Here is a 17934-nt window from a genome sequence, read left to right as displayed (position 1 = left end):
GCGGTATACTGCCGTGCCCGAGAAGCCGACCTGCTGTAAACAATGACCGATTCCCTCGACCAGATTCACGATTTCCTGCCCTGCAAAACGCCACAGCGATGGATTGAAAACGCCCTGGCCAATCAGGACCTGATGCTGATTGATCATGCCCATTGTGAGAAAAAAGCAGCGTCCACGGCGCTGAGTTTGATGTATCGCTATGTGGATAACACCGACCTGCTCAACAGGATGTCGCGTCTTGCGCGGGAAGAGTTGCGTCATTTCGAGCAGGTGCTGGCTATCATGAAAAAGCGGGGGGTGAGTTATGGTCACCTGAGCCCGGCTCGATATGCAGCCGGGTTGCGGCAGGAAGTACGCACAGAAGATCCCGGTCGGCTGGTGGATGTGCTGATCGTGGGTGCCATTATCGAGGCCCGTTCCTGCGAGCGGTTCGCGGCGCTGGCACCGCATCTGGATGCAACACTGTCAGATTTCTACACCGGGCTGCTGAAGTCCGAAGCCCGACACTACCGTGACTACCTGACATTAGCCGAGCAGGCCGCAGGAAACTCGGTGGAGGATCGGGTTGCGACCTTCCTCGCGCTGGAGCAACAACTGATTGAGACACCGGACACCGAGTTCCGGTTCCATAGCGGGCCAGTCTGACTTTAGAGCGGAATCAAGAAGATTTCCTGTCGTACAACAGGCCGCGCTCCTCAGGAAGCGGTGGATCCTGAAGCTGTTCGCACAGGTCAATCCAGCGGTCGATGCCGGCGCTCCGATACTTCTGTTTGTGCAGTATGAAATAGAAGGTTCGGTCGAACTGTCGTTCCTCCGGAACCTTCAACGGTACGAGGCTGCCCCGCCTGAACGCATCGGCAAGGCACACCCGTGATAGGCAGCCGATCCCAAGGTTGGCTTCCACCGCGCGTTTAATCGCCTCGGTATGCTCGAGTTCCAGCAGTATGTCCAGGTCTGGCAGCAGGCCGTGCATGCCACGCTCAAAGGTCTGCCGGGTGCCGGACCCCTGCTCACGCATCACCCAGGTTGCCGAGCGAAGGTCCGCATCCGAAAGCCTACCCTTCCGGGCAAAGGGGTGGTCCGGGGAACAGAAGACCACCAGCTCGTCTCCTCGCCAGGGTATAACCTCCAGCTCAGAGGATTGCAGTTCACCTTCAATCAGCCCGATGTCGAGTTCAAAATCCTTGACGCGCTGGGCTATGGTGCGGGTGTTGGCCACTTCAAGCGCCACTTTCGGGTGGGTAGGGGTATTCATGTATTGGGCCATGACGCCAACAGCCAGATAGTTACCAATAGTGAGGGTAGCGCCGACTTTCAGGGCGCCGACTTCAGTATGCTTGCTGAACGCCTGTTCCAGTTCCCCGGCCTGGGCCAGCAAAGCCTCGACCTTTGGCCGATAGAGACGGCCGAGCTCATTGAGCTGCAGTCGTTTTCCGACCCGGTCGAAGAGCTGGATATCGAACTGGCTCTCCAGTTCTTTCAGGGCGCTACTGGCCGCGGACTGAGACATGGCCAGGGAATCCGCCGCACGGGTGATGTTCTGGAAGTGCGCCGCAGCCAGGAAGACCTCGAGTTGGCGGAAGCTAAACTTCATAATCGATAATTCCGAATAAGGTTATGAAAATATCCCATTTTGTCGATAGGTTACCCTTGGGTTACTATTTACACAATGATTTTTACTTATTTGCTAACGGCTAACGAACGGGCGATACCATGAGCAACCTGAATAAAGAGCGTGTAACAAGTGTTCGTCACTGGAACGACACACTCTTCAGCTTCACCACCACCCGTGATCCGGGGTTCCGGTTCAAGAATGGCCACTTCACAATGATTGGCCTGGAAACCGATGGTAAGCCGCTGATGCGTGCCTACAGCATCGCCAGTGCCAACTATGAAGAGGAGTTGGAGTTCTTCTCAATCAAGGTTCAGGACGGCCCGCTGACGTCACGTCTGCAGAAAATTGAGGTTGGTGACGAGATCATGGTCAGCCGCAAGCCCACCGGTACCCTGATTATGGACAACCTGCTGCCGGGCAAGAATCTCTGGCTGATCAGCACGGGCACCGGTCTGGCACCTTTTATCAGCATCATCAAGGACCCGGAAGTCTATGAGGCCTTTGATAAAGTCATCGTGACCCATGGCGTTCGCTACAAGTCCGAGCTGGCGTACCAGTCCGAGATCGAGGAGCTGCCGAATAACGAGTTCTTCGGTGAAATGGTGGATGGCAAGCTGCTTTATTATCCTACGGTCACCCGTGAGGATTTCCGTAACACTGGGCGTCTGACCGACGCTATGGAAAACGGCAAGCTGACGAAGGACCTGGACCTTCCGGAATTTGACCTGGAAAATGACCGGTTCATGGTGTGCGGCAGTCCCAGCATGTTGAAAGACACCTGCTCCATCCTCAATAACATGGGGTTCAAGGAAGCACGCCATGGTAACCTCGGCCACTATGTGATCGAGAGGGCCTTCGTGGAGCAGTAAATCCTCCGCGTCGCCAGGGTTGATCCCAATGTCCGCAAAACCCCGAAGTGAGAGCTTCGGGGTTTTTGCATTTTGCGCCAGTCTGAAAGGTGAATTGTGGAATGATTCAGTGGTTATATTTGTCGGTGGCTATCGTTGCGGAGGTCATCGGAACCTCCTTTCTAAAAAGTTCTGAGGGTTTCACCCGTCTGTGGCCGTCGCTGGTTGTGGTGGTGTCCTACATCCTGGCGTTCTACTTCCTGGCGTTGACCCTGAAAACCTTGCCAGTGGGAGTGGCATATGCGGTGTGGGCCGGTGCCGGCGTGGCCTTGATTGCGCTGGCGGGCTACCTGTTCTTTGGGCAGACGCTGGACCTTCCCGCCATCCTCGGCATCGGCCTCATCGTTGCCGGCGTTATGGTAATCAACGTATTCTCAGGCAGTATAGGGTCAACGCATTGAGGCAGAGGTGGATGTTTGAAGAAGGCCATGGTGATTCTGGGTATCGCGCTGCTGGTTGCCGCAATTGCCAGTGTCGCCTCCGATCCGGTACCCATTGAGCAGAAACTGATTTCGATTCAGGCCCGGGAGGCATTGCCCGGTTTTGACGGTATCGGGGACGAGCCTGTTGACGTCCAGGCCGCCATTCTGGACCTGGGGGACGATCCTCTTCTGCTCCTCAAGGCCCAGGCAGCTTTGATGGCACACCCTGACATGGCCCGCGCCGTTTTTCCGCTTTATGCGTCCGAGCCGGAATTCCAGGAGGTGTTGCGCACCTATGGAGAAAACGCCCTGCCGCCGATTCACTACTTCCTTCGCCAGCCCATCAGCTCCATTGAATGGATGAACAAGGCTGCCCGTCAGTATGAACGCGCCCGGGACTATATTGCTGAGCTCCGCGGCAAGGACCAGAGCGAACGGACGCCGGAAAAAACGGAGTCTTTGACGCCCGAACAGCGAGGCTGGTACGCAGTGAACTTCATCCGCAACGAGGGCCACGATTTTCTCGGGCAATTCGTGGTGGACGGGAATGGTCAGACCCAATGGGTACAGACCGAGAGGATAACGGAAGGGGTTGCCCAGTTCTTCACCAGCGGCGTGCGACAGTTGGAGGCGGATTATCGAACTGGAGAAGACATCTCCGCCAGTGACATAGGCTGGGCATCGGTGGATGTGTTGGTGTTTGCCAGTGCCGTAAAGGTACTTCGGGCCGGTCGCACGGCGGCAAAGGCGACCCAGGGGGCCAGGTTTTCAACACGCTCGGCGGCATTGGCTGCCCGTATTACCGGTAGCGGGCGGCTGATTCTCCGTAGCGCCCGCTATGCGAAGTGGCCCCTGATCATTGGCGCTGGCTACCTGGTGGTCGGCCACCCCAGCATCATCAACGACTTTTTTGCCGGGGTGGCCGATGTACTGGGTGTCTCCCCAATGATGGTCCAGCTCGCGGGCTGGTTGCTGATCCTAGTGCCGCTGTTCTATCTGGCAAGCTGGTTACTTTGGCCGGCCATCGCGCTGTTGAAGGGGCTGCTTGCGCTGCTCTACCGGCTTGCTGGCCGCAGGCCCGGTTATTTTTCCGGCCTTCAGTAGAGGGTTCCCACCAAAAGCCCCCCGACCATCAAAACGGCGCCGGTAATCCGGCTAAACGTTTGCGGCCAGGGCACCAGTTTCTCCGCCAGGAAATAGAGCGCAAGCACTGCCATCCAGGCCAGGTTCATCACTCCGCCGACGAACATTAGCAGCATCAGCGCCCAGCAGCAGCCGGTGCAGAAGGCGCCATGGCGGGCTCCCATTGTAAAGGCACCGATTGCGCCGTCGCGCCATTCCGTCATCAGGAAGGTTATGGGTGACTGGCATCTGCTCAAGCAAGCTTGTTTTAGAGAGCTGAACTGGAAAGCCCCAGCGACAACCAGCAGGCAGCCCCCGAGAAGTGGTTCCAGATGCCCCATTGCCGAGGTCATCAGGGTGTTGGCGTGCAATGCCCATTGAGCCACGGCTGCGACCGCGCCGAAGGCGGCCCAGACGGCAAGGTACCCGGCCATGAAAAGCCAGGTTGGTACCGCGGCCTTCTCGAGCTGGCGCCGGCGCTGGTGAACCCGGATATAGGTCATGATCATCGGGGCCGCACCCGGAAGCATCATGGCGGCCATCATCACCATCCACATGACGGTGCCAAGACCGAGGAATGACAGACCTGAACCGGCCGCCATAGTCATTGGCATGGCCATATAGGCCCATGCCAATGCGGTCAGAATCCCCAGGGAGGCGCCAATGGCTGCACGCTCCCACCAATGAATCTTAGCCATTGTCAATTCCATCGAAATCACCTCAGGTGTCTCTCCGTTGTCAGGGGCCGGCGTATTCGAATGGAGAGTAGAGCGCTGTCCGCGCGCTCACATCCAGATCGATGCCGTGATTCCGATGGCGCAAACTCCGTGACTTCGCAACGACCAGTGAGTGGCCCGGAGCGACGGCCAGTGGGTGGTTGTCGATCGTGACCTTGCGTCCATTCTGGCCTGCGATCGCTTTGACATCGGCTTCATAGGATGAGCCGATGGTCAGGTGCCGCCCGCCGTCATCAACGGAAAACCCGATGGGCTGTCTCTCGACAGCAAGAACGTCTCCGATCATGGAGGCCAGCAGTTCCGGGTGGCCGCCGGCCTTGCCGCCGAAGATATTGCCAAGCGCTTCCTGCTGGTGCTCATCGGCGCGTTGGTCGAGGTACAACACAACTTTCCAGTTGCCTTCTGCCATGGGCCCCGGGGCGTTGAGCGCAAGCGCTATATTCAGATCATCAAGCGCCACCTCGCCGTAAGCTCCTTTCTTGATGTGCCAGCCGACCAGGGCCGAGCAGTCGCCTTCTGTCGGTGGCTCCAGGTAAATGCATGGGCAAGCGCCTTTGCATGTGCAACTTTCAAGATAGTCACCCTGAATTTGCCATTGGGTGCTCATCGTCGACTCCTTACTCAAATTGAGGGTTGGTGTGCGGTTACTGCTATTGTCAGTTATAGCCCTGAATAGGTGTTTTGAGGTGATGAGGGGATGAGAATATCGTGAGAATGTAGCGGAGGGAGACGATCATGCCGCAACGGATGTCCGACATACTGGCGGCCCGGGCTCACCGGACGTTTGTAGGGCGCGATACAGAGCTTGGCACCCTGGAAACCATGTTGATGCCAAAGGGGCCGAGGGTGTTACACGTTCACGGTATCGCCGGCATTGGTAAGTCCGCGTTGCTGGCGCGTTTCGCAACGATCGCCCGGGCCGGGGGAGCAGCGGTTGTCCTGCTTGATTGTCGCCATGTGGAGCCCACAGAGCAGGGTGTGCTCGGGGCGCTCGCGGAGGCCATTGGTGACACAGGATCGCGTGCAAGGGACATCGCTGATCGGTTGGGAGAGCTGGGCGGCGCTGTTGTACTGGCCTTCGATACCTTTGAAGTATTCAGGCTTCTGGATACCTGGTTGAGGCAGGCGTTCATTCCGCTATTGCCCGAAAACGTAAGGGTGGTTCTGGTGGGGCGCCAGCCGCCTACCTCAGCCTGGTACGCGAGCCCGGGATGGGGGTGGTTAATGCGGGCTGTCCCGGTTTCCTCGTTGACCGACACAGAGGCGGAGAACTTCCTGCAGGGCCTGGGCCTGGAGCAGGCGGACATATCCCTGATCGCCCGCTGTACTCATGGCCATCCGTTGGCGTTGAAGCTCGCTGCAGCCGCAGTGAGGGAGGCCTCGCCGGAGCAATGGCCCACCGGTGCGCCTTTGCAGCGCGCCCTTGATGAACTCACACGGATTTTTCTTGAGGATGTTGGTGATGAGGTTACCCGGCGGGTGCTTGAGGGGGCGGCCGTTGTCCGCCGGGTAACCCTGTCGCTACTGCAAGCGCTGTTTCCGGATGTGCCGCCCGAGGATGCCTGGGAGAGGCTGCGTCGCTTGCCCATTGTGGTTGGCGCCAGCGATGGTCTGTTGATCCACGATGCAGTGCGAGAGGCCATTGCGCGTTCCCTGCATGCGAGTGATCCGGCGCGCTATCTCGAATACCGCCGTACAGCCTGGCGGCAATTGGCGACAGAGGCGGGCGTTGCCGGTGGCGGTGATCTCTGGCGATACACCGCCGACATGTTGTTCATGATTGAAAACCCCGTGGTGCGGGAAGCGTTCTTCCCGAGTGGTTCCCCCACGTTCGCCGTAGAGCCGGCCCAGGCAGACGATGGACCTGCGCTGGAGGATATTACCCATACCTGGGAGGGAAGTGAGGCCGCCGGAGCTTTGATGGCGTGGTGGCGTCGTTTGCCCCAGGCATTCTCATCGGTCCGGGACGGTGAGGGCCGCATGGTAGGTTTCTACGGCAAGCTCCGTTCGGACGAGCTCCAGCCGGCCTGGCTGCTGGACGACCCGATAGCTGGCCAGTGGTATTCCCATCTCAAACAACATCCCATGCCCCGGGATGCCATTGCCCTGTTTTGCCGCCGCTGGTTGAGCATTGATGACGGAGACTCTCCGGGTGACGTACAGGCAGCGGTTTGGCTGGACCTGAAACGTGCCTACATGGAGCTCAGGCCCAGACTTCGCCGTGTTTACCTGACGGTCCGGGATATGGGCGCCTACGCTGCTGTCGCCAGACGGTTGGGTTTTGAAGTGCTGGAAGATCACACCGTTGTGTTGGATGGCCGACGCTACCATTCTGCCGTGCTCGATTTTGGCCCCGCCTCGGTGGACGGCTGGCTGGCGGACCTTGCAGCTGCGGAGCTTGGCGTTCGGCGTGGGAACGAACTGTTGGACCCGGACGCCCGGGAACTGGTACTCGAAACGGGCAGGGTAGCCCTGACGCCACTGGAATTCGGTGTCATGCGTTACCTGAATGCTCGTGAGGGCAAGGCCGTGTCGCGCAGTGAACTGTTGCGGGATGTATGGGGGACGCGATACGAGGGTGGCAGCAACGTGGTTGACGCGGTGGTTCGCACTTTGCGCAAGAAACTGGGGGATCAGGCTGCCCGGGTCGAAACCGTGTCTGGCGTCGGGTATCGGCTACGGCCAGGTGGGCAGACTAGCGCAGCCAGTTCCGGAGCTTGATCACCAGAAGTTCTGCGTCGGTCAGTGCCTGCCGGCGTTGCAGCAGTTGCGCCAACACAGCCGGTCGGTCGGTAATGATATTGTCCACCCCCATGTCGATGAAACGTGACATCGCCTGCGGCGTATTGACCGTCCAGACATGCAGTTCGTTGCCAGCACGGTGGGTGCGAGCCACTGTGGCGGGAGTGACACGGTTCTGTCGCAGGCCCAGTATGTCAAAGTGTTGCTCCCACAGCGGACCAACGATGAATTGTGCCAGCAGGCTGGTTTTCAGCGAAGGCTCCAGTTGTCGCGCTTCGGCCAGGACCCGCCATTCGGCGGCTGCAATCACCGTGTTCTCCACGGCATCCATGCGCTGCAGCATATGGACCACCTCCCTGGTCAGGTCGGGCGTCTCCGGAGCGGGCTTCAGATCGAGGTATAGATGGGCTTGTCCTCTGGTGGTTTCAATGACCTGTTCCAGGGTGGCGATTCGCTCATCGCTGAACGCAGGGCCGAACCACGAACCAGCGTCCCGGGCACGGGCCTCTTCCAGGGTGATATCGGAGATCTTGGCGTTCAGGCCGAAGACACGTCGCATGTCGGTATCGTGCCAAAGCACCGGCACGCCGTCTGCGGTCATGCGGATATCCACTTCAACGTAGTCGGCGCCATCCTCAATGGCTTGTCTTATGGCGCTCATGGTGTTTTCCGGCGCCTTGAAAGCACTGCCACGATGGGCAGTGATGGAAACATCGTCCTGGTGGTCGAAGGATTGCAGGACAAACCAGGCCTGGGTGGCGGCCAGGATGATGATTAAAAGCTCGGCCGACCACGCCAGTGGTGAGGCCCGCCGGGGCAGGGTTTGGGCAGTGCTGTGACGGTGGTGCCCCGTTGCCTGCCTATACACGCTGTATATCAGCATGCTGTAGGCCGCCATGCCAGCAAAGGCGGCGGTGAGGGTGAACAGGATATAGAGCGCGATCAGGCCCAGGGTGACGGGCATCAGCACGCCCATTCGCTCCGGCAGGCTCGTTATGATCTCGCCCCCCACTGCCTGGAACAGCCATGTAACCACGATGGGGATCAGCGCCAGGCCGACCAGGCCTGCGATGATTGCGCCCATCACAGGCAGGCGCTGGCCGTGGATATAGCGGCTACTTTGTCTGAGAGCGTCGCGCGCACCTCTGCGCTCCAGCAGGAGCAGGGGAACCGATAGTACCCAGCGCAGATAAAGCCAGCCGTTACATACGGCGATTCCCAGCGCTGCGACACCAGATATGCCCAGGAACCACCAGACTTCGGGTGGCCGTTCCAGCTTCAGATAGTAGATGTCGTGGGGTGAGATCAGCCACTGGTAACTCACCACTATGGCCAGCAGGAAAGGCACAGCGATCAGCGCATGGCCGCCCAATTGCAGCAGGGTGAGGGTGAGTAGTTGTTTGAAACGTCGCGCAAGAGCCCACAGCGTCGCAATGGCTATCCGGTATTCGCGGCCTCCGCCGGAGGCGGCAATCCAGGTCATGCCCGCCTGTTGCAGGATTACCAGGAGAGCGGTCAGGGTCGCCGTTGTGCTGATCCATAGTAAGCCGCCAGGGGACACCACAAACTGCACCAGCCCACCAGTGCTGATGGCGGCGTGACCGGTTATCGGCCGAAGCGCTGCCAGGGCGCTGGAAAAGAGCGGCGCAATGGCGGCCAGAACGAGGCCGGTGAAAAACAGATAAAAGACCAACAGCGCCCGGCGATGAACGTGCAGGAATGCCAGAGTGTGCAGTGCAAGAATCTTCATTCAGGTAGCCGTTCCCATATCGAAGTTTCAAGCTCAGGGGTCCTCAGCGGGCTTCATGAGGGCTGCCCTGTTGAACAATGCCGTGCGCTCATCGAACGTCAGGAATGGTTCGGCATTCGTCGCCTCAAGCGTGCCAAACAGCCGCTCCGGATTAAAGCGCCAAGTGGTGCAGTCGGTCATCAGTTCGCTGCAGCTCAGAAGCTGCCCCGATTCCCTCAGGAAATACTTGAGCCCTGTATAGGTGTCCGCCAACAGCAGGTCGCGTTGCTGTTTCGGTTGCTTGACCATCAGGCTCCGGCCAATCATGTCGCCGGCCTCTGTTCCGAGCCCCGTTGCATCCAGGATGGTGGGTGGAATATCGATTTGCGCCACGATCTGGTCGCGATTGGCGTAATCTTCGAGTGAATCGCTGTCCGGAGGACGTATCGCCAGCACACCAACGTTGCTGTTCAGAGGTACGGATTCATGATCCTTGCGAATGAATCCGCCGGACTCATCCGATGTGATAATGACTAAAGTGTCGTCAAGAATGCCGTCGGACGCCAGGTCGTCAAGAAACCGATTCAAGGCATCTTCCATGGTTCTCATGGCCTTCTTACGCGCCTCCTGAGGCTCCGGTGTGATGTCCTCGGTGCTCAATTCGTCATCCAGTGGTTGTTGCTCCGGCTCTTTTCCGATTTTAAACGGGTGATGGGTCCCCACGTTCAGCAGGGTGACCATCCACGGGCCGGGCTTCTCATCAAGCTGTCGCAGACGCTTTGCAACGTTGCTGAAATAGATCGGATCAGGTGGCCCCCAACCTTCCACTTCTTCTTCGGGGCCGTTGAAGATCGTTGCGCCGGTGACGTCGATAAATCCGGCCTGCGGCATGAACTCACCCTTTTGCATGTAATCCAACGGCGCGGCCTGCCAGTAGGCCGTGTGGTAGCCATGTTCCTTCAGGTGTTTGGGCATGCAGTCCACCACAACCCGGCCTTCAGCTACATCAACCATTTTCCGCGATTGCCGGCGGAAGTCCGGGTATTCGCCACACAAGATGGCAAAGGTGCCGCGATCTGTCTGGCGCTCCATGCTCAGCGAATTCCGGTAGATACGAAATCCATGACGGCGCAGGTTTTCTTCAAGGCTGGCCAGGGTAACGGTTGGGTCGAGATCGTGATAGCGGCTCAGGCTTGGGAAATAGCCGCCGGACATACCCTCAATCATGACCAGCAGCACGTTGGGGTGGTCCCTCACAATGGGGGCGGCAACCTGGTGACGAAAAAAACTCGCCGTCTGCAATGTTTTCAGGGCCTTTTCAGACCCGTTGAGCTCCTCGTCTTCCGTGGATAGTGCTGGGGCGAGTGGCCCGATGATCGCCCCTGGTATCTGGGCGAAGAAGCTGGCGACAACGTTGTTTGCGGGCGTTGTAAGGCTCTGGAACGACACGCCATAGACCGCGGCCACGAGCACCGCGACCACCACCTGCCCGGTCCTGCCCGCCGGCAGTGCTTCTGTGTCGATACGACGGTGCTGCCAATGAAGAATCCAGGCAAGGGAAAGGTAGACGGGAAGCCAAAGCGCGTGAATGTTGATCAGGCTGCCAGTCACAAAGGTCGGATCAACGCCCTTGCCAATCAGTGACAGCTGGAACAGGGTTCCGTGAACGGTAAGGTGCATACCGGCAACAAACGTTGCGCATCCCAGAACCACGACCAGAATAACCCTGGAAATGCCTCTGGTGATGCACAGCAAAACTGCGAGAACAAACGCACCGGCCAGGTCGCCGGCAATCATTGCCAGCGGATCGGGAACGACACCGCTTTGCAGCACATAGCTCGCCCTGACAACAACCAGCCAGCAGAAAGCCAAAACCAGTGTCTGGCGGAAATGTCTGGCCATGAGTCCAGAGAAAAATGTCATAGTGTGGTCCGGTATCGAGCGGCGGTTGAGGTCGTCAGCATTGGCGTGAATGGCCGGGCGCCAAACAAACAGGTTATCGCTACCGGCTGGAGGCTGGCAATGTCGCGGAACGTTTATGAATCACTGGTAATCGGATGGCTGATCATTTTTACCCTGTCAGGGTGCTCCGATGAAAAGGATCCCCCGCCTGCGGGAGCAGAATCGACAAGCGTGCAGGACGTAAGCGCACCTACGATTACGCTAAGTGACGCTGAACTCGACTGGGTAGGGCAGCAGATTTTTCGTAACGAATGTTCTGCGAAGAAAGCCTGCCTTGTGCACTGGAACAAAGGGGAAGCCTTTCCGTCGCTCGGTATCGGGCATTTTATCTGGTATCCGTCGGCAGTGGAGGGGCGGTTCGTAGAAAGCTTTCCCGCACTGATTCGGTACATGGCCAAGCGTGACGCACCATTGCCCCGCTGGCTTGCACGGTTGGATCCATTTGACGCGCCATGGCCCGACAGAGCCGCTTTTCTCGAGGTAGCAGATTCTGCCCGTGTTGCTGAACTGAGGGAGTTTCTGCTGGCGACCCGGGATCTCCAGGCCGGCTTTATTGTCCAGCGGGCAAGTAGCTCCCTGTTACGCGTCATCCAGGCAACTCCTGACGCCCAACGAGCACGTGTAAAGCGGCATCTTGAGGAACTGATCAGCACGTCCGGCGGGGTTTATGCCGTCATTGACTATGTGAACTTCAAGGGGGAGGGGTTGTCCGCCACGGAGCAATACAACGGTGAAGGATGGGGGTTGTTACAGGTCCTTCTTGCCATGAAAGGTGATGCCCGGCCGACCCTTGACCGATTCCGAAGCGCAGCCGCTGAAGTATTGACCCGTCGGGCCGGTAATGCCGACGCTCCGATCGAACGAGAGCGCTGGCTGGCGGGCTGGCTCAGTCGTTTGGAAAGCTATCGGGAGCCGGATCATACTTTGGTCGCACCAAAATAATTCGTGAAAACTGGTCCAATTGGCGAACGCCTTCTACTTTATAGGGAAGTGGTTGAGAAATTGCCTGCCCTATGGTCTGTCAGCGCGTGCTGATGTGAGGCATTCGCTGCACAAAGTTGTGGCCTGTAGAGGTTGAAGACAGTATTCGAGGCTGCTTGTTTGATAAAACAAATACTATAAATCAACACGTTGGTATATCTGGCTCGTAAATTGCTCATATTCAGTGCACCTCTAACCAACGGAATTTTGGAGATAAGATAATGAAGAACGCCAAGTCGATTGCCGTCGGCGCAGCCATGCTGTGTGGAGTTTTTACCGCTTCGGTTGCTAGTGCGGCTACGACGCTTGAAAGCGTCAAGGAAAAAGGGCATTTGCAGTGTGGTGTAACAAGTGGTCTTCCGGGGTTTTCACAGCCGGACGACAAAGGTAACTGGACCGGTATAGACGTCGACACCTGTCGTGCCGTAGCCGCAGCGATTTTTGGGGACGCTAAGGCGGTCGAGTTCACGCCTTTGACCGCGAAAGAGCGTTTTACCGCACTCCAGTCGGGTGAAATAGACATGTTGTCCCGTAATACCACGTGGACGCTTACCCGGGATGCATCGCTGGGTCTCAACTTTGCCGGTGTTAACTACTACGACGGTCAGGGCTTCCTGGTGAACAAGGGCATTGGCGTGGACGATGCCACCCAACTGGACGGTGCGACTGTCTGTATCCAGGCCGGTACAACCACCGAGCTCAACCTGTCGGATTACTTCCGCGCCAAGGGCATGGAATACAAGCCCATTGTATTTGACACCTCTGAACAGACGGTCCAGGGCTTTGCGTCCGGTCGTTGTGACGTGCTGACCTCAGACCGTTCACAGCTTGCGGCACTTCGCTCCAAATTGTCCGACCCCGATTCCGCCAAGATCCTTCCCAACACCATCTCCAAGGAGCCCCTTGGACCGGTCGTACGCCAGGGCGATGACCAGTGGTTCAATATCGTGAAGTGGGTGTTGTCGGTACAGATCAACGCTGAAGAGCTGGGCGTTACCAGCGCCAACGTTGATGACATGCTGAAGTCTGACAACCCGAACATCCAGCGTCTGCTGGGCACTGACGGTGATATGGGAGCCAAGCTCGGTCTGCCGGATGATTTTGGTGCCAAGGCCATCAAACAGGTCGGCAACTACGGCGAGATGTACGATCGTAACGTAGGCCCGGACACTCCGCTTGGTCTGGAGCGGGGCATCAACGCCCTGTGGACCGAAGGCGGTGTTATGTACGCGCCTCCGGTACGTTAATACCTGAAAGCACCCAGTGGGCGCGCTCCCGTTGGAGCCGCCCACTGACATCTGTGATTCGTTTCGTCGCGGGCTAGCTTTCCGGGAACATGCATGAAAAAACAAACCTTTGATTCCAAACCTGCGGGGCCAAAGCCCTGGTACGACCCGCGGGTTCGCGCTATTTTTTTCCAGGTAGTAGCCATTGCCCTCGTCTTCTGGGGTGGCTGGATTCTTATCGACAATACGCTTTCCAATATGGAAAGCCGTGGCATTAGCACCGGTTTCGGGTTCCTTGATGAATCAGCCGGGTTCGGCATCATCATGAGCCTGGTCCCTTACGACGCCACCATGTCGTACGGTCGAACCTTTTGGGTCGGCCTGACCAATACCCTTCTGGTATCGGCAATGGGTGTGGTGACCGCCACTATCCTCGGTTTCATCATCGGTGTCGCCAGGCTTTCAAGTAACTGGCTGGTTGCCAAAGTCTCTCTGGCTTATATCGAAGTGATCCGCAACATCCCCCTGCTGCTGCAGATTTTCTTCTGGTACTTTGCGGTGCTCAGCAGCCTGCCTTCACCGCGCCAGAGCGTGGACGTCGGCGGAGCTTTTTTCCTCAACAATCGTGGCCTGTATGTGCCGGAGCCGGTGACTCAGGATGGCTTTGGTCTGGTGTGGGGAGGCGTTCTCGCGGCCATTGCAGCCGTCATTGGCATTCGTATATGGGCCAAGAGGCGCCAACTGGCGACCGGAGCGATTTTCCCAACGTTCAAGGTGGGCGTGGGCATTCTGGTTCTGGTTCCGATAGTGTCGTACCTCCTCGCCGGTCAGCCCCTGGAATGGGATTTGCCAGCACTGAAGGGCTTCAATTTCGGTGGTGGCATTTCCATCATTCCGGAACTGGCGGCGCTATGGATTGCCTTGTCCCTGTACACCGCCAGCTTCATCGCGGAAATCGTTCGGTCCGGCATCCTGTCGGTCAGCAAGGGGCAGACTGAGGCATCGAAGGCTCTGGGCCTTCCGAATGGTCTAACGCTCAGATTGGTGGTGATTCCCCAGGCGATGCGGGTGATTATCCCGCCGTTGACGAGCCAATATCTCAACCTGGTGAAGAACTCCTCGCTCGCTACGGCCATCGGTTATCCCGATCTGGTCGCGGTGTTCATGGGAACCACGCTGAACCAGACCGGCCAGGCCGTGGAAGTTGTGGCCATTACCATGGCCGTTTATCTCACCATCAGCCTGTTGATCTCCCTGTTTATGAATATCTATAACCGGGCTGTAGCGATTAAGGAGCGATGATGGCTGAGTCAACCATGAAAGCGCCAAAAAGGCGCATTGATCCGGTCCGGTGGGCGCGGGAAAACCTGTTTTCAAGCTGGCACAACACGATCCTGACCCTGTTGGTGGGCTATCTGATTGTGACCAGCGTGGGTCCCTTGCTCAATTGGGTATTGCTGGATGCGAACTTCCAGGGCACCGACCCGAGTGACTGTACCGGAGCGGGAGCCTGCTGGCTGTTTATCAACCAGCGGATTAATTTCTTTATCTACGGGTTTTACCCCGAGGAATTCCAGTGGCGCGTGGACATCATGTTCGGCCTGCTGGCACTGTCTTTCGCGCCTCAGTTCATTGAACGCTTTCCTGGCCGTAAATGGCTGGGATTGTTCGGACTGACCGGGCTGCCGATTGTCGGCTACTTCCTGATTCCGGGTGGCGTGTTTGGCCTGGAGGAGGTTCAGAGTTCGAAGTGGGGTGGGCTGATGCTGACGCTGATTCTGGCGTATATCGGCATCATTGCCTCGCTGCCAATCGGCACCTTGCTGGCACTGGGGCGTCGCTCCGAGATGCCGATCATCCGTGGGCTCTGTGTGGTTTTCATCGAAGTGTGGCGAGCAGTCCCGTTGATTACGGTTCTGTTTATGGCCTCGGTGATGCTGCCGTTGTTCCTCCCGGAGGGCATGAACTTCGAGAAACTGGCGCGGGCACTCATCGGTATCACGCTCTGGCAATCGGCTTATATGGCGGAGGTCATTCGTGGCGGCCTGCAGGCGATTCCCCGTGGGCAGTACGAAGCCGCCAGTGCGTTGGGCCTTGGATACTGGAAGAAAATGGGACTGATTATCCTGCCCCAGGCGCTCAAGCTTGTTATTCCCGGCATCGTTAATACGTTTATCTCGTTGTTCAAGGACACAACGCTGGTGCTGATTATCGGGCTATTCGATATTCTCGGCACCGTTCAATCGACGGTTACGGACCCCGCCTGGCAGAACGTGGCCGTGGAGGGGTATGTCTTTGTGGCGTTCTGTTTCTGGGTGTTTTGCTTCGGCATCTCCCGATACAGCCAGAACCTTGAGCGCAAACTAGATACCGGTCACAGAACCTGATGGGTAAACCAATGACAGAACAAACGCAAACTCCTGATACGCAATCGTCACCGTCCTCGGACGTTGGCAAGTCCGACATTATTCGGGTGGAGGGCATGCACAAGTGGTACGGCGATTTCCACGTGTTGCAGGACCTCAACCTGACAGTCCGCCACGGTGAGCGGATCGTTATATGTGGCCCCTCCGGTTCGGGTAAATCCACGTTCATTCGCTGCATTAACCGATTGGAAGAGCATCAGCAGGGCAAGATCATTGTCGACGACGTGGAACTGACGGACGATGTGCGCCAGATCGACAGCGTCCGACGCGAGGTTGGCATGGTGTTTCAGCATTTCAACCTGTTCCCGCATTTGACGGTGCTCGAGAACTGCTGCCTGTCACCGATCTGGGTGCGGAAAACGCCGCGCAAGGAAGCCGAGGCCACGGCGATGGAATACCTGGAGCGAGTAAAGATTCCGGACCAGGCCAACAAATTCCCAGGTCAGCTTTCCGGCGGTCAGCAACAGCGGGTGGCTATCGCCAGGGCGCTGTGTATGAAGCCGAAAATCATGCTGTTTGACGAGCCGACGTCCGCGCTGGACCCTGAGATGATCAAGGAGGTGCTGGACGTCATGATTGAACTGGCGGGCAGTGGCATGACCATGTTGTGCGTCACCCATGAAATGGGCTTCGCCAAGACGGTGGCTGACCGGGTGATTTTCATGGACGGTGGTGAAATCGTTGAAGAGGCGCCGCCCCACGATTTCTTCACCAACCCGCAGGAGCCCAGGACCCAGAAGTTCCTGAAGCAGATCCTGCAGCATTGAACGGCCTGCAACACCTAACGGAAAGAGCCGGGCGTCGCCCGGCTCTTTTTACAGTGGTTGTTTGGTAAGAACCGGTTCCTTGTCCGGTTCTACCTCCAGCCACCAGACGTTCTCGTCCCAGTCGCCCAGCACAATCCGCTTTGCCGGCTTACCGCCTGCCTCCAGCTCGTGAACAGCCGGACGATGGGTGTGGCCGTGGATCAGTCGTTGCACCCCGTGCGCCTCCATTTCCTTCACCACCTCATCCGCGGTGACGTCCATAATGAACTCTTCCTTGCCCTGGTTCTTGGCCATGCTGATTTCCCGTAATTGACGGGCCATCTGCTGACGTTCGGCCAGGGGTCGTTGGAGAATCATCTGCTGCCATTGCGGGTTGCGCATGTTGGCGCGGAATTTTTGGTACTCCACATCCGCGGTACACAGGCTGTCACCGTGCATTAGCAGGGTAGGCGTGCCGTAAAGATCCACCACCGTTGGGTCATCCAGTAGAGTGGCGCCGATTCGGTTGCAGTAATCTTCGCCAATCAGAAAGTCCCGGTTTCCGTGCATCAGGTACAACCTGGTGCCCGAGTCACTGACCGCGCGCAGTGCCGCCGCAATCTGCTCCTGCAGGGGCGTTCGCTCGTCATCGCCAATCCAGGCTTCGAAAAAGTCGCCGAGAATGTAGAGTTGCTCCACCCCTCGGGCCTTGTCTTCAAGGAATCCCAAAAACGCGTTGGTGATGTCCGGGCGGGACTCTTCCAGGTGTAAATCTGAGATGAACAGCGTGGTCACGCCGCGCCTCCGTCCCCTGTGATTTCGGCTTTCTCGATCACCACATCTTCTGCAGGCACATCCTGATGGCCTGCACGCATAGTGGTACGCACCGCGCGAATGGCATTAACGGTTTCCATGCCTTCCACAACCTTGCCGAAAACGCAGTAGCCCCAGCCTTCGGCATTCTCGGCGGTGTGGTCGAGGAAGCCGTTGTTCTCGACGTTGATGAAGAACTGCGCAGTGGCGGAGTGCGGGTCCATGGTGCGGGCCATGGCAACGGTGCCCTGCATATTGCTGAGGCCGTTGTTGGCTTCGTTTTGAATGGGCTCGCGGGTCTTTCGCGGGGTCATCCCCGGTTCAAAGCCGCCACCCTGAATCATGAAGTTGCTGATGACACGGTGGAAAATCAGCCCGTCATAGAAACCGTCGCGAACGTACTGTTCGAAGTTTTTGGCAGTCTCGGGGGCCTTGTCGTAATCCAGTTCCAGAGTGATGTCACCGTGGGAGGTTTTCAGCAGAATCATCAGGGTTTCCTGTTCAA

17 protein-coding genes are annotated in these 17934 nt (G+C 57.8%); 10 read left to right on the top strand and 7 right to left on the bottom strand.

All coding sequences use genetic code 11. The features are described 5' to 3' along the window. The first annotated feature begins 42 nt into the window (after positions 1 to 42). On the top strand, positions 43 to 645 hold the full coding sequence (locus AAGD24_RS12955; RefSeq protein ID WP_036205028.1) for a tRNA-(ms[2]io[6]A)-hydroxylase: 603 nt from the start codon (positions 43 to 45) through the stop codon (positions 643 to 645). Positions 646 to 658: 13 nt separating this feature from the next. On the opposite strand, the gene AAGD24_RS12950 is transcribed toward AAGD24_RS12955, so the two are convergent. Then, positions 659 to 1594: a LysR family transcriptional regulator gene (locus AAGD24_RS12950; protein ID WP_041333775.1), complete on the bottom strand. Its 936-nt coding sequence runs from the start codon at positions 1592 to 1594 to the stop codon at positions 659 to 661. 119 nt (positions 1595 to 1713) lie between these two features. Here AAGD24_RS12950 and AAGD24_RS12945 point away from each other — a divergent pair, with 119 nt between their 5' ends. The 3 genes from AAGD24_RS12945 to AAGD24_RS12935 all read left to right on the top strand — a co-directional run bounded on the left by AAGD24_RS12945 (position 1714) and on the right by AAGD24_RS12935 (position 4049). Then, positions 1714 to 2484, top strand: coding sequence for a ferredoxin--NADP reductase (locus AAGD24_RS12945; protein WP_007154058.1), 771 nt, complete (start codon positions 1714 to 1716; stop codon positions 2482 to 2484). Positions 2485 to 2585: 101 nt separating this feature from the next. Continuing rightward, positions 2586 to 2924, top strand: coding sequence for a multidrug efflux SMR transporter (locus tag AAGD24_RS12940; protein ID WP_087148974.1), 339 nt, complete (start codon positions 2586 to 2588; stop codon positions 2922 to 2924). A gap of 15 nt (positions 2925 to 2939) precedes the next feature. Further along, complete coding sequence (locus AAGD24_RS12935; protein ID WP_227663865.1) at positions 2940 to 4049, top strand: hypothetical protein; 1110 nt, start codon at positions 2940 to 2942, stop codon at positions 4047 to 4049. Here AAGD24_RS12935 and AAGD24_RS12930 read toward each other — a convergent pair. Together AAGD24_RS12930 and AAGD24_RS12925 are read right to left on the bottom strand one after the other, a co-directional pair. Continuing rightward, the gene (locus tag AAGD24_RS12930; protein WP_199447509.1) at positions 4043 to 4765 is read right to left on the bottom strand and encodes a DUF2182 domain-containing protein; all 723 of its coding nucleotides are present in this window, start codon (positions 4763 to 4765) and stop codon (positions 4043 to 4045) included. The two genes, AAGD24_RS12935 and AAGD24_RS12930, sit on opposite strands and share 7 nt — an antisense overlap. 40 nt (positions 4766 to 4805) lie before the next feature. Then, the gene (locus AAGD24_RS12925) at positions 4806 to 5411 is read right to left on the bottom strand and encodes a DUF1326 domain-containing protein (protein ID WP_379865340.1); all 606 of its coding nucleotides are present in this window, start codon (positions 5409 to 5411) and stop codon (positions 4806 to 4808) included. 128 nt (positions 5412 to 5539) lie between these two features. Between AAGD24_RS12925 and AAGD24_RS12920 the strand changes: the two genes are divergently transcribed. Next, on the top strand, positions 5540 to 7525 hold the full coding sequence (locus AAGD24_RS12920) for a winged helix-turn-helix domain-containing protein (protein ID WP_379865338.1): 1986 nt from the start codon (positions 5540 to 5542) through the stop codon (positions 7523 to 7525). Here AAGD24_RS12920 and AAGD24_RS12915 read toward each other — a convergent pair. Further along, the gene (locus AAGD24_RS12915) at positions 7500 to 9296 is read right to left on the bottom strand and encodes a glycerophosphodiester phosphodiesterase family protein (protein ID WP_085680111.1); all 1797 of its coding nucleotides are present in this window, start codon (positions 9294 to 9296) and stop codon (positions 7500 to 7502) included. The two genes, AAGD24_RS12920 and AAGD24_RS12915, sit on opposite strands and share 26 nt — an antisense overlap. A 33-nt stretch (positions 9297 to 9329) precedes the next feature. Beyond that, a complete protein-coding gene (locus AAGD24_RS12910; protein WP_136633814.1) occupies positions 9330 to 11198 on the bottom strand; it encodes an LTA synthase family protein in 1869 nt (622 codons plus the stop codon). Between the two features lie 99 nt (positions 11199 to 11297). Between AAGD24_RS12910 and AAGD24_RS12905 the strand changes: the two genes are divergently transcribed. From AAGD24_RS12905 to AAGD24_RS12885, 5 genes are all read left to right on the top strand, one after another. Continuing rightward, positions 11298 to 12179, top strand: coding sequence for a hypothetical protein (locus AAGD24_RS12905; RefSeq protein WP_379865336.1), 882 nt, complete (start codon positions 11298 to 11300; stop codon positions 12177 to 12179). Positions 12180 to 12439: 260 nt separating this feature from the next. Continuing rightward, positions 12440 to 13465 carry an amino acid ABC transporter substrate-binding protein gene (locus AAGD24_RS12900; protein ID WP_126812256.1) on the top strand — a complete coding sequence of 342 codons (1026 nt, stop codon included), beginning with the start codon at positions 12440 to 12442 and terminating at the stop codon, positions 13463 to 13465. A 93-nt stretch (positions 13466 to 13558) separates the two neighbouring features. After that, positions 13559 to 14746: an amino acid ABC transporter permease gene (locus AAGD24_RS12895; RefSeq protein WP_085680117.1), complete on the top strand. Its 1188-nt coding sequence runs from the start codon at positions 13559 to 13561 to the stop codon at positions 14744 to 14746. Next, positions 14746 to 15831: an amino acid ABC transporter permease gene (locus tag AAGD24_RS12890; RefSeq protein ID WP_379865333.1), complete on the top strand. Its 1086-nt coding sequence runs from the start codon at positions 14746 to 14748 to the stop codon at positions 15829 to 15831. Before AAGD24_RS12895 ends, AAGD24_RS12890 begins: the two co-directional genes overlap by 1 nt. A gap of 95 nt (positions 15832 to 15926) precedes the next feature. Beyond that, complete coding sequence (locus tag AAGD24_RS12885; protein WP_199447520.1) at positions 15927 to 16637, top strand: amino acid ABC transporter ATP-binding protein; 711 nt, start codon at positions 15927 to 15929, stop codon at positions 16635 to 16637. Between the two features lie 48 nt (positions 16638 to 16685). On the opposite strand, the gene AAGD24_RS12880 is transcribed toward AAGD24_RS12885, so the two are convergent. Continuing rightward, positions 16686 to 17411 carry a UDP-2,3-diacylglucosamine diphosphatase gene (locus tag AAGD24_RS12880; protein ID WP_199447514.1) on the bottom strand — a complete coding sequence of 242 codons (726 nt, stop codon included), beginning with the start codon at positions 17409 to 17411 and terminating at the stop codon, positions 16686 to 16688. Then, positions 17408 to 17917: a peptidylprolyl isomerase gene (locus tag AAGD24_RS12875; protein WP_041333789.1), complete on the bottom strand. Its 510-nt coding sequence runs from the start codon at positions 17915 to 17917 to the stop codon at positions 17408 to 17410. Before AAGD24_RS12875 ends, AAGD24_RS12880 begins: the two co-directional genes overlap by 4 nt. Between the last annotated feature and the right edge of the window lie 17 nt (positions 17918 to 17934).

It is taken from the genome of Marinobacter sp. M5B (genome assembly GCF_042604615.1).
Lineage (GTDB): Bacteria > Pseudomonadota > Gammaproteobacteria > Pseudomonadales > Oleiphilaceae > Marinobacter > Marinobacter salarius.
Note: the sequence above shows the minus strand (reverse complement) of the source record. Positions and strands in the feature narration are given on the sequence as shown.

Coding starts and splice junctions, on each gene's coding strand:
- AAGD24_RS12955 (WP_036205028.1), top strand. CDS start 43: ATGACCGATTCCCTCGACCAGATTCACGATTTCCTGCCCTGCAAAACG.
- AAGD24_RS12950 (WP_041333775.1), bottom strand. CDS start 1,594: ATGAAGTTTAGCTTCCGCCAACTCGAGGTCTTCCTGGCTGCGGCGCAC.
- AAGD24_RS12945 (WP_007154058.1), top strand. CDS start 1,714: ATGAGCAACCTGAATAAAGAGCGTGTAACAAGTGTTCGTCACTGGAAC.
- AAGD24_RS12940 (WP_087148974.1), top strand. CDS start 2,586: ATGATTCAGTGGTTATATTTGTCGGTGGCTATCGTTGCGGAGGTCATC.
- AAGD24_RS12930 (WP_199447509.1), bottom strand. CDS start 4,765: ATGGCTAAGATTCATTGGTGGGAGCGTGCAGCCATTGGCGCCTCCCTG.
- AAGD24_RS12925 (WP_379865340.1), bottom strand. CDS start 5,411: ATGAGCACCCAATGGCAAATTCAGGGTGACTATCTTGAAAGTTGCACA.
- AAGD24_RS12920 (WP_379865338.1), top strand. CDS start 5,540: ATGCCGCAACGGATGTCCGACATACTGGCGGCCCGGGCTCACCGGACG.
- AAGD24_RS12915 (WP_085680111.1), bottom strand. CDS start 9,296: ATGAAGATTCTTGCACTGCACACTCTGGCATTCCTGCACGTTCATCGC.
- AAGD24_RS12910 (WP_136633814.1), bottom strand. CDS start 11,198: ATGACATTTTTCTCTGGACTCATGGCCAGACATTTCCGCCAGACACTG.
- AAGD24_RS12905 (WP_379865336.1), top strand. CDS start 11,298: ATGTCGCGGAACGTTTATGAATCACTGGTAATCGGATGGCTGATCATT.
- AAGD24_RS12900 (WP_126812256.1), top strand. CDS start 12,440: ATGAAGAACGCCAAGTCGATTGCCGTCGGCGCAGCCATGCTGTGTGGA.
- AAGD24_RS12895 (WP_085680117.1), top strand. CDS start 13,559: ATGAAAAAACAAACCTTTGATTCCAAACCTGCGGGGCCAAAGCCCTGG.
- AAGD24_RS12890 (WP_379865333.1), top strand. CDS start 14,746: ATGGCTGAGTCAACCATGAAAGCGCCAAAAAGGCGCATTGATCCGGTC.
- AAGD24_RS12885 (WP_199447520.1), top strand. CDS start 15,927: ATGCACAAGTGGTACGGCGATTTCCACGTGTTGCAGGACCTCAACCTG.
- AAGD24_RS12875 (WP_041333789.1), bottom strand. CDS start 17,917: ATGATTCTGCTGAAAACCTCCCACGGTGACATCACTCTGGAACTGGAT.